The sequence below is a fragment of the Pseudomonas sp. PS02288 genome, assembly GCF_029959715.1.
Classification (GTDB): Bacteria; Pseudomonadota; Gammaproteobacteria; order Pseudomonadales; family Pseudomonadaceae; genus Pseudomonas_O; species Pseudomonas_O kuykendallii.
Genome location: NZ_JASCPA010000096.1, coordinates 1 through 10,360, shown reverse-complemented (window position 1 = coordinate 10,360; position 10,360 = coordinate 1). Strand labels below are relative to the sequence as shown.

Here is a 10,360-nt window from a genome sequence, read left to right as displayed (position 1 = left end):
CGCGGGGGCGCGCAGATGTGTAAAAGACACCGCGCCCCGCCCCCCCGTCCCCCCCGGCCCCGCGGGGGCGAAACCGCTTAACCGATACCCCGCCTGAGACGACCAATGATGCGGGATCACCAGCATCATCGGTCGTCGCAGCGAAGTGCCGATGCCCACGCGCCCGGCAATGCTGTTGGGCCTTCCGGCATTCTCGTGCAATCACGGACAGCCCGTGGGTGATTAGGCCCGCCTCTCATCTGCTCATCTTACAAACGGTATGAACCCATGATCATCTCCGCCTCTACCGATTACCGCGCCGCCGCCAAACGCCGGCTGCCGCCCTTCCTGTTCCACTATGTCGACGGCGGCGCCTACGCCGAGTACACCCTGCGCCGCAACGTCGACGACCTGGCCAGCATCGCCCTGCGCCAGCGCGTACTGCGCAACATGTCCGAGCTGAGCCTGGAGACCCAGCTGTTCGGCGAGACCCTGTCGATGCCGGTGGCCCTGGCGCCCGTCGGGCTGACCGGCATGCTCGCCCGCCGCGGCGAAGTGCAGGCCGCGCGCGCCGCCGACGCCAAGGGCATCCCCTTCACGCTGTCCACCGTGTCGGTCTGCCCGATCGAGGAGGTCGCGCCGGCGATCAAGCGGCCAATGTGGTTCCAGCTCTACGTGCTGAAAGACCGCGGTTTCATGAAGAACGCCCTCGAGCGCGCCAAGGCCGCCGGCGTGACCACCCTGGTATTCACCGTCGACATGCCCACTCCCGGCGCGCGCTACCGCGACGCCCACTCCGGCATGAGCGGCCCGAACGCCGCCATGCGCCGCGTGGTGCAGGCCATGACTCATCCGCTGTGGGCCTGGGACGTGGGCCTGAACGGCAAGCCGCACGACCTCGGCAACATCTCCACCTACCGCGGCCATCCCACCGGGCTGGAGGACTACATCGGCTGGCTGGCGACCAACTTCGATCCGTCGATCTCCTGGCAGGACCTGCAGTGGATTCGCGATTTCTGGGACGGCCCGATGGTCATCAAGGGCATCCTCGACCCCGAGGACGCCCGCGATGCGGTCAAGTTCGGCGCCGACGGCATCATCGTCTCCAACCATGGCGGCCGTCAGCTCGACGGCGTGCTCTCCAGCGCGCGGGCGATGCCGGCGATCGCCGATGCGGTCAAGGGCGACCTCAAGATCCTCGCCGACTCGGGCATCCGCAACGGCCTCGACGTGGTGCGCATGATCGCCCTGGGCGCCGATACCGTACTGCTCGGGCGCGCCTTCGCCTACGCACTGGCGGTGGATGGCGAAGCCGGCGTGACCAACCTGCTCAACCTGATCGAGAAGGAAATGCGCGTGGCGATGGTGCTCACCGGCGCCAAATCCATCAGCGAAATCAGCGCGGATTCGCTGGTCCGCGAACTGGGCGAATACCAGACCACCCGCCACGTCGACTAAACCGATGAGGCCGCGCGACGCCCTCGCCGACGCGGCCCGCCACAACCGAACCTGGAGCCTGAATGAACACGTCCGTCGCCCTGCCGGCCGACTTCGTCGCCGCCGTCGCGCAGTTGATCCCGCGTGAGCGGCGTTTCGACGATCCGCTATCGACCCTTGCCTACGGCACGGACGCGAGCTTCTATCGCCTGATTCCGAAGCTGGTAGTGCGCGTCGAGTCGGAGCACGAAGTGGTCGCGCTGCTGCGTCAGGCGCAGGCATCCAGGGTCCCCGTGACCTTTCGCGCGGCCGGCACCAGCCTCTCCGGGCAATCGGTCAGCGACTCGGTACTGATCGTCCTCGGCGATCACTGGAACGCCCGCGAAATACGCGGCGAAGGCACGCAGATCCGCCTGCAGCCGGGCGTGATCGGCGCCCAGGCCAACGCCTGGCTGGCACCGTTCGGGCGCAAGATCGGGCCGGACCCGGCTTCGATCAACGCAGCCAAGATCGGCGGCATCGTCGCCAACAACTCCAGCGGCATGTGCTGCGGCACGGCGCAGAACACCTACCACACGCTGGCCGGCCTGCGCCTGGTGCTGGCCGACGGCACGGTGCTGGACAGCGAAGACCCGGCCAGCGTCGCTGCCTTCGAGCAATCCCATGCAGCGCTGCTCGAACAGCTGGCCGAACTCGGCCGTCAGACCCGCGCCAACACCGAGCTGGCGGCAAAAATCCGTCACAAGTACCGATTGAAGAACACCACCGGGCTGTCGCTCAACGCGCTGGTGGACTACGACCAGCCGCTGGACATCCTCAACCACCTGCTGGTCGGCTCCGAAGGCACCCTGGGGTTCATCAGCGCGGTGACCTACGACACCGTGCCGGAGTACCCGCACAAGGCCACCGCCTTCATCGTCTTCCCCGATGTGGAAACCTGCTGCCGCGCGGTGCCGGTGCTCAAGCAGCAACCGGTTTCCGCGGTGGAACTGCTCGACCGCCGCAGCATGCGTTCGGTGCAGGACAAGCCGGGCATGCCGGCCTTCGTGCAGACGCTTTCCGAGGGGGCCTGCGCCCTGCTGATCGAGTCCCGCGCGGCCAGCCACAGCCTGCTTCACGAACAGCTCGGGCAGATCATGGCCTCGCTGGCCCCCTTCCCCACCGAGGCGCGGGTAGACTTCACCGAGGACCCGGTGGAATACGGCCGGCTGTGGGCCATCCGCAAGGACACCTTCCCGGCCGTCGGCGCGGTTCGCGAGACCGGCACCACGGTGATCATCGAGGACGTGACCTTCCCGGTCGAACAGCTCGCCGAGGGCGTCAACCGCCTGATCGAACTGCTGGAAAAACACCACTACGACGAGGCGATCCTGTTCGGCCACGCGCTGGAGGGCAACCTGCACTTCGTCTTCACCCAGAGCTTCGAGACGCCGGAACAGATCCAGCGCTACTCGGCGTTCATGGAGGACGTCGCGCAACTGGTGGCGGTGGAGTTCGGCGGCTCGCTGAAGGCCGAGCACGGCACCGGACGCAACATGGCGCCCTTCGTCGAACTGGAATGGGGCAACGAGGCCTATCAACTGATGTGGTCGCTCAAGCGACTGCTCGACCCCAACGGCATCCTCAACCCCGGCGTGGTGCTCTCCGAGGACCCGGACATTCACCTGAAGAACCTCAAGCCGCTGCCGGCCGCCGACACCCTCGTCGACAAGTGCATCGAGTGCGGCTTCTGCGAGCCGGTCTGCCCATCCAACGGGCTGACCCTGACCCCGCGCCAGCGCATCGTCATGTGGCGCGACATCCAGGCCAGGCACCGCGCGGGCGTCGACACCACCGAGCTGGAAGCCGACTACGCCTACCGCGGGGTGGACACCTGCGCCGCCACCGGCCTCTGCGCCCAGCGCTGCCCGGTGGGCATCAACACCGGCGAACTGGTGCGCAAACTGCGCAGCGTGCACGCGCACCACGCCAAGGCCGCCACCTGGACGGCCGAACACTTCCGCACCGCCATGCTTGGCGCCCGCTTCATGCTGCACGTGGCCAATGGCGCGCGGCTGCTGCTCGGCGCGCCGCTGCTGGGCCGGACCTCCGCCGCGCTGAGCAAGGCCAGCAAAGGCCGCGTCCCGCTGTGGACGCCGGCCATGCCGCAGCCGATCCAGAAGCTCAACCTGCCGGAATCGAACCCCGACCAGCGCCCGCGCGTGGTCTATCTGGCGGCCTGCATTTCGCGTGCGATGGGCCCCGCGTCCGGCGACAAGGAACAGCTGCCGCTGCTCGACAAGACCCGCGCGCTGCTGGAGAAGGCCGGTTACCAGGTGGTCTTCCCGAAGAATCTCGACAACCTCTGCTGCGGTCAGCCATTCGCCTCCAAGGGCTACTTCGAGCAGGCCAACCGCAAGCGCCAGGAAACCCTCGACGCATTGCTCGAAGCCAGCCGCGGCGGGCTCGACCCGATCTACTGCGACACGAGCCCCTGCACCCTGCGGCTGGTCCAGGAGCTCGCCGACGAACGCCTCGACGTGCACGACCCGGTGCGCTTCATCCGCACCCACCTGCTCGACCGTCTGGACATCGTCCCGCAGGAAGCGCCGATCGCCGTCCACGTCACCTGCAGCACCCAGCACCTGGGCGAAGGCCCGGCGCTGATCGAAATCGCCAAGCGCTGCGCGAAGACCGTGGTGATTCCCGAAGGCATCCATTGCTGCGGCTTCGCCGGCGACAAGGGCTTCACCACCCCGGAGCTGAACGGCCACTCGCTGCGTTCGCTCAAGGAATCGGTGCAGCACTGCGACGAAGGCATCTCCACCAGTCGCACCTGCGAAATCGGCCTGACCCAGCACGGCGGCATCGACTACCACGGCCTGGTGTATCTCGTCGACCGCGTCTCCCGCCCCCGAGCCAGGCCCCTAACTGTTTGATTGTACAAGTCTTTAGCCCCGTCACGTACGGGGCATTTTTTTGCTGAAACAAACCTCAGCCAAGCGGCGCGAGAAAAAAATGAACCCCTGGCAATTCGCCGGAGTCCATTTTTGCAAGTCCGGTAATAAAAAGGACTTGTTCGAAACGGCCAGCCGCGGAAGCGAAAAACCTCTATCCAGAGCGCTTCCAAGGGTGAGTCGAACGGGTAAGCCAAAGGCGCCTGTGCCGAATCTATGACCGAGGAGAAACACATGAAACGTACCGCGCTTGTTTTTGCTGCCGCACTCATGGCATCGCCGGTTTTCGCTGCAAGTGACCTTTGTGACGTGAACCTGCAGAAGATCGACGACGGCATGACCACCGCCCCGACCCTGGGCGAACCGATGAAATCCGAAGTGGCCGAACTGAAGGCCGAAGCCATGAAGGCGCGCGACGCCGGCGACGAGAAAGCCTGCATCGCTTCCAGCGGCAAGGCACTGCAAATGATGAAGGCGCCCGGTGACGGCGGCGGCAGCGGCAGCGGCCAGTAATCGGGCCGTTCTGCGTATTCCCAGGAAGCCGGCTACGTGCCGGCTTTCTGGCGTAGCGGTCGACGCCGAAGGCCCGTTGCCGTAGACTACGCCACTGCAACACCGTTACACCGCTCAGATTTGGGGCCGATTAGGATTCGACGCCGGTAACAAAACTTGAGGGGCATGCCGAGTTGGTAACAGAACTCGTAAATCCACTGTTGCAAATTCATAGTTGCCAACGACGACAACTACGCTCTAGCCGCCTAAGTGCCGCTAGCTGTCCATAGGGGATGCCTGTAAACCCGAAGATTCTGGACAGTCAGATAGAACAGGATCGCCGCCAAGTTCGCTGTAGACGTAACGGCTAAAACTCATACAGCTCGCTCCAAGCGCCCTGCCACTCGGGCCGCGCGGAGTTAACTCAGTAGAGATGGCTAAGCATGTAGAACCGATAGTGGAGAGCTGGCGGACGGGGGTTCAAATCCCCCCGGCTCCACCAATACAACATCTAAAGACGTCCACGGACGTCTTTTTTTGTGCCTTAAACCCAGTAAATACGGGGCCTCCAGCGTCATCACGATCCGATAGCGTCCAGCAGGATCCATGAGATTCGGTATTCCAAGTGGTATTCCAAGCCATCCACTGGTAATTTTTGGAATACCGAAACCGTTCTTGGAATACCCCATGTGCGCCCAAGCCACCCGCCTCTCGGACCTCAAGGTAAAAGCCGCCAAGCCTCAAGAGAAGGACTACGTCCTGAGCGATGGTGACGGCCTACAAATGCGAGTGAGAAGCAATGGCTCAAAGCTCTGGAACTTCAACTACCGGCACCCGGTGACGAAGAACCGGATCAACATGGGCCTTGGGACCTTCCCCGAAGTTTCATTGGCGCAAGCACGCAAGCGCACCGTTGAGGCACGTGAGCTCCTCGCCCACGGTATCGATCCCAAAGAGAAACGGGACGCCGTGCAGCAAGCCAAGAAAGCAGCGACTGAACACACCTTCCAGAACGTGGCGACGGCCTGGTATGAGCTGAAAAAGGATGCGGTGACCCAGGCCTACGCTGAGGACATCTGGCGCTCCCTCACTCTGCACATCTTCCCGGACTTGGGCAGCACGCCGATCTCCGCCATCAATGCCCCTCAAGTCATCAACCTGCTCCGGCCGCTTGAAACCAAGGGCAGTCTTGAGACAGTGAAGCGACTGACACAGCGGCTCAACGAGATCATGACCTACGGGGTCAACTCGGGGCTGATTCACGCGAACCCGCTCAGTGGGATCCGCTCCGTCTTCAAGAAGCCGAAGAAGAAGAACATGGCGGCACTCCCCCCTGATGAGCTGAAAGAACTCATGGTGGCGATTGCCAATGCCAGCATCAAAAGAACGACCCGCTGCCTTATCGAGTGGCAACTTCACACCATGACCCGGCCAGCCGAGGCTGCGACCACCCGCTGGGCGGACATCGACATCGAGAAGAAGATCTGGACGATTCCTGCGGAACGCATGAAGAAACGCCGTACTCATATCGTCCCGCTCACGGAGCAGGCCCTCGCGCTTCTGGAAGCGATCAAGCCCTACAGCGGACATCGTGAATATGTGTTCCCTGCAGATCGGAATCCTCGCACCCACTGCAACAGCCAGACCGCCAACATGGCACTCAAGCGAATGGGCTTTGAAGGGCGCCTGGTGAGCCACGGCATGCGCTCGATGGCAAGCACCATCCTCAACGAGCATGGCTGGGATCCAGAATTGATTGAGGTGGCGCTTGCCCACGTAGATAAAGACGAAGTCCGTAGCGCCTACAACCGGGCGGACTACATCGAGCGCAGACGCCCGATGATGGCTTGGTGGAGCGAGCATATCCAGGAAGCAGCTACCGGCAACCTTTCGATGTCAGCCATCAAGGAAAACCGAGATAAGAAAGTCGTATCGATGCGCTAATCACATGAATAGACGATAGGGATAAACGTTTCCCGGCAGGTCCGGCACGTTGGCAATGGTTCGCGCCAATCTCTGCGAATACCGGATGCTCACCGGAACAGGGTCGTAGAGCGCATCGTTATTCCAATCCATCTTCGTCAAAGCCAGCGCTTCGTGAGCAATGAGTTCGAGTGAACCTCTTCCCGCATGGCGAATCAGTTGGAGAGGCTTAGGGATGCTCTTCTTCCCTTGGTAGTAATCACCTTTACTGGACGCCTCCGGTGCATTGCCTGCTACCCAAACTAGGGCCGAGTTTCCCGAGCGAACGACCATCGTTCCACGCGGAACCGGATAACCAGACGGCTTGGTCAATGGCCTCGGTTGACCAGACGGAATCAGCCAAACTCCTCTCCAGCAAGACGCCGCTCCGACTTCGATGCATTCAACCTCCGGTACGCCTGACAAGGCGTCGAACGCACCCTCAATCTCCTCCGACTTGAAAGCGGTGGTCTTATGGATAACTAATCTCTTAGGTAGATTGCCTCCGTTTCGACCCTGGTAGAGTTCCAGGCTTCTAGCGAGAACAGCACGCATGTCATCTCGACTCAAGAAGGGGTTTCGGCGGGCTTCAGCGATATCTGCAACAGGATCGCGCGCTTCAAAGGCCACGAACTGCATTCCCCCACCATCCATATCAAATACTTGCGAGCAACAAGTTACATAGTGAGCGTCGCGTTGATTGCCACGCAATGCGTAGGCGAGGCCGATGTATGCCGTGTCAGCTGGCACCCCCTTCAACGGCGCTAGCTTCCAAGGTGTTCCCGCCGCTTTTACGTAAAGTGCGATTGCAAGACGCCATGCGAGCGATGCCTTGTAGTTGAACGAGAAAACCCGGTCATTAATTACCTGGGTAGGGATGTTGTATTTCGCCCCCAGCGCCTTGAGCGCGTCGTGCGCATCGAAAAACTTGGCACGTGTCGCCGGAGCCCAGGAATCCGGCAAGTGCACCAACACGACGTCGAACTCATTTCGCATAGTGTCAAGTCGGCGGAGGGCCGCGTCCATAGCCTGGAAAAGCCGGGCTTGCGGATCACCATCACCGGAGAACTGATTTAGGGAGTCCGGCCATTTGACATGTGCACCACCACGTGCGGACTCTAACCTCACGCCAAATAGCGCCTCAAAACCAGGGTATTGAGGAACATATTCGGATCGGTCACCAGGCTGGTATGAATTGCGTAGGGCTGCCATCAGTTCGCCACGACGTTTGAACGCGCTCTCAGGGCCAACAGTTGCAATCCGAATCTGTGAGGTGTATCCGCCAAAGGATCCCTTGGAGTACGGCCCAAAGTTGACGAGCCCTCTGAGCGGATGCACGTCTACCTGCTCAGCATCCATGGGAGAAAAGGAAAGCAACGGCTCGTCTAGCAAGGTGAATGGGGGAAGTTTTGATCCTTGCGCGGGACTAACCATCACTTGGTCCTATCGAAGTAAGGATGATGATGACCAGGTCGACTCCAACCAGTGACTCGCGAGATATTAAACACCGCGTCAATACCAACGGCTTCATTGAGACCAAAGGCGCATACTTTGCCATCCCGAGTTGTGGCGAGCAGCATTGCCCATGCGTCGATGATCGCCGCCCACTGCTTGTTGTACTTCGGAGCCCAGCGCTCTCTGCGCCAGTCACCAGCAGGGTCTCCTCTCCGGAGCTCAAACGGAACCCCCAACGCGTCGTGTCCAGTGCTCGCTGAATTGAGTTGCACCGCCTGTTCAGGACGTTCAGGCCGTGGGATATCCACAAATGTGTACGGTTCAAAGCCGCACCACCAGCGTCCCTCTATCAGCTCTAGCTTCAGAAAGACACCTTCATGAAAGGGAAAACCGAGCTTGGGAACACTCCCTGTCAGCGAGCTCGCATAAGCAGCGCTAAGTTGAGTAAGGTCCTGCGATCTCTGCAGAGCCCTTTCCGGATCCTCGCCTTCTCGCGAGGCAGTGACAACCAATGAATGGCCAGACCGCTTGTACCTTGGAATGAGAGGGCGATGACGCGATAGAGCCTTGACTAGTGCGTCGTAGATGAGGCCATGCGCCCAGCTGTCCTTAGTCGCATCCAGAGTCACAGTCCCCGCAAGCTGCGGGCCGAGAGAAGAAAGCGCCACCAGCACCTTCTCATCCTCGCCGAATACTGCCAGCTCTCGGCCGTTTGCCGCTACGATCGCTTTACAGCGTTGCTCTCTCAACAGAGCTCGAACAGCAGGAGACGTTGTGGCCTTCGAAAGGGTTATTCGACGTGCCGTCCTTGGCAACGATTCGATGAGGAGTGCGGAAAGCCTGAGTACCGGGAATTGCTTTGCTTCAACATTAGGCAGGTTGACTGGAATCAGACGAGGAGATGCTCGCCCCTGCATCACGTTATCCATCAATATCTGAGGCAGATCGATATGCTTGATGACTTCAGCGGCAAGTTCATCAAACGTTTTGCACTCGACCACCGCAACATCCACACCTAGAAGAAGAGCTTGCTCAAGGAACTGAGTAACTGCAGGGAGAAGCCGAGATGGTGACGACGTGACCCAGTACAGGCCATTCGGAAAGGGCGCAGTCTCTCGCAGAACAGAGCTTAGCGCCTCCATGACCGAGGCATCGCGACCACTGTAACCAACGAACACCATACCAAAGCGCTTGCTGGCCTCGACGAGTACATGCCTCATGTGCTCGTCCTGCTTCTCCAGCTCCGAACCGGTATTTTTGATGGCGATGGATTGGTAGTCGCCATGAAGCTTCGCCACCAATGGCCAGTCCGACTCATTCAAGCAGCGCATTGCCCGCTCACTTGAGTCGATGGCTGCGACAGTTGGTCGAGCCTGGTCTGTCGTTGGCAGGAGAGCATTGGCGGACAGTGCTGACTCTTCGACCAGCGGATCAAAGTTCGTGGTAAACACGCAGTCTACCTTTCGAGCCGCAATCAAACTTCCAAGCACCCGATGCCCGAAACATGGTGTGCCTTTGGAGATGGCATCGTCGATGTATTGCCTACGATGCCTGGGCTGCGGGTAGACAGCCTGGAACGCTTCCGCATACTCGGCTGGATCCCCGTCAGGAGGCAGGAGCGACGTTCTCCGGAAAAAGTCGTCGATTCGGTCAATCCAGACTTGATCGCCGGTATCGATTTCTCGCTTGGAAATATTGTTCTCGCGACAGAAAATTTGCGCCTTGAAGTCCCTAATCATTGCGTAGCCCGTGGGGATTCCTGAGGCGGCTGACGCTCCGGCTCCGAGAAACCAAGCAACAAGATTCGGCCTTAATGCCAGCGCGGTCGCGAAACTGTTTGCCGACATTGTCTGAACTGACTTCGTCACAACCTAGCTCTTTCCCTGATGCCCTGTCTCTATGAGATAGAACAACAATCTGCAACTAATCTCAATAACGCAGACCGTGTAAGTATCTGCTCGCAATAAGCCCTCTAGGGATGGTCTGAAAAAGACTTCCCGAATCTGGTGAAATACGCCGATCCCGTTGCCCGAGTTTCCCGATGAAGCAAATGACCTTCGCCGACGCCGAGTACGCCGGCAAGCGCAAGCAGACCCGCA

General features: G+C 60.6%; 6 protein-coding genes and 1 other RNA gene. 5 read left to right on the top strand and 2 right to left on the bottom strand.

Annotated features, from left to right (window positions below):
- The first annotated feature begins 267 nt into the window (after window positions 1–267).
- The 5 genes from lldD to QMX85_RS22565 all read left to right on the top strand — a co-directional run bounded on the left by lldD (window position 268) and on the right by QMX85_RS22565 (window position 6,788).
- Window positions 268–1,437 carry an FMN-dependent L-lactate dehydrogenase LldD gene (gene lldD, locus QMX85_RS22585; RefSeq protein ID WP_282344680.1) on the top strand — a complete coding sequence of 390 codons (1,170 nt, stop codon included), beginning with the start codon at window positions 268–270 and terminating at the stop codon, window positions 1,435–1,437.
- 62 nt (window positions 1,438–1,499) lie between these two features.
- Window positions 1,500–4,334 carry an FAD-binding and (Fe-S)-binding domain-containing protein gene (locus QMX85_RS22580; RefSeq protein ID WP_282344678.1) on the top strand — a complete coding sequence of 945 codons (2,835 nt, stop codon included), beginning with the start codon at window positions 1,500–1,502 and terminating at the stop codon, window positions 4,332–4,334.
- A gap of 252 nt (window positions 4,335–4,586) precedes the next feature.
- Window positions 4,587–4,865 (top strand): hypothetical protein, encoded by a 279-nt coding sequence (locus QMX85_RS22575; RefSeq protein WP_273234697.1) that lies wholly within the window; start codon window positions 4,587–4,589, stop codon window positions 4,863–4,865.
- 122 nt (window positions 4,866–4,987) lie between these two features.
- Window positions 4,988–5,346, top strand: a transfer-messenger RNA (tmRNA) gene (gene ssrA / locus QMX85_RS22570).
- Between the two features lie 185 nt (window positions 5,347–5,531).
- The gene (locus QMX85_RS22565) at window positions 5,532–6,788 is read left to right on the top strand and encodes an integrase domain-containing protein (protein WP_282344675.1); all 1,257 of its coding nucleotides are present in this window, start codon (window positions 5,532–5,534) and stop codon (window positions 6,786–6,788) included.
- On the opposite strand, the gene QMX85_RS22560 is transcribed toward QMX85_RS22565, so the two are convergent.
- Both QMX85_RS22560 and QMX85_RS22555 read right to left on the bottom strand, forming a co-directional pair.
- On the bottom strand, window positions 6,789–8,240 hold the full coding sequence (locus tag QMX85_RS22560; RefSeq protein ID WP_079392071.1) for a nuclease PIN: 1,452 nt from the start codon (window positions 8,238–8,240) through the stop codon (window positions 6,789–6,791).
- On the bottom strand, window positions 8,240–10,129 hold the full coding sequence (locus QMX85_RS22555) for an SIR2 family protein (protein ID WP_282344672.1): 1,890 nt from the start codon (window positions 10,127–10,129) through the stop codon (window positions 8,240–8,242). The genes QMX85_RS22560 and QMX85_RS22555 overlap by 1 nt, the downstream gene beginning before the upstream one ends.
- Between the last annotated feature and the right edge of the window lie 231 nt (window positions 10,130–10,360).

Excerpts from the sequence above, each read along its gene's own strand:
- lldD (WP_282344680.1), top strand. The coding sequence starts at position 268 with ATGATCATCTCCGCCTCTACCGATTACCGCGCCGCCGCCAAACGCCGG.
- QMX85_RS22580 (WP_282344678.1), top strand. The coding sequence starts at position 1,500 with ATGAACACGTCCGTCGCCCTGCCGGCCGACTTCGTCGCCGCCGTCGCG.
- QMX85_RS22575 (WP_273234697.1), top strand. The coding sequence starts at position 4,587 with ATGAAACGTACCGCGCTTGTTTTTGCTGCCGCACTCATGGCATCGCCG.
- QMX85_RS22565 (WP_282344675.1), top strand. The coding sequence starts at position 5,532 with ATGTGCGCCCAAGCCACCCGCCTCTCGGACCTCAAGGTAAAAGCCGCC.
- QMX85_RS22560 (WP_079392071.1), bottom strand. The coding sequence starts at position 8,240 with ATGGTTAGTCCCGCGCAAGGATCAAAACTTCCCCCATTCACCTTGCTA.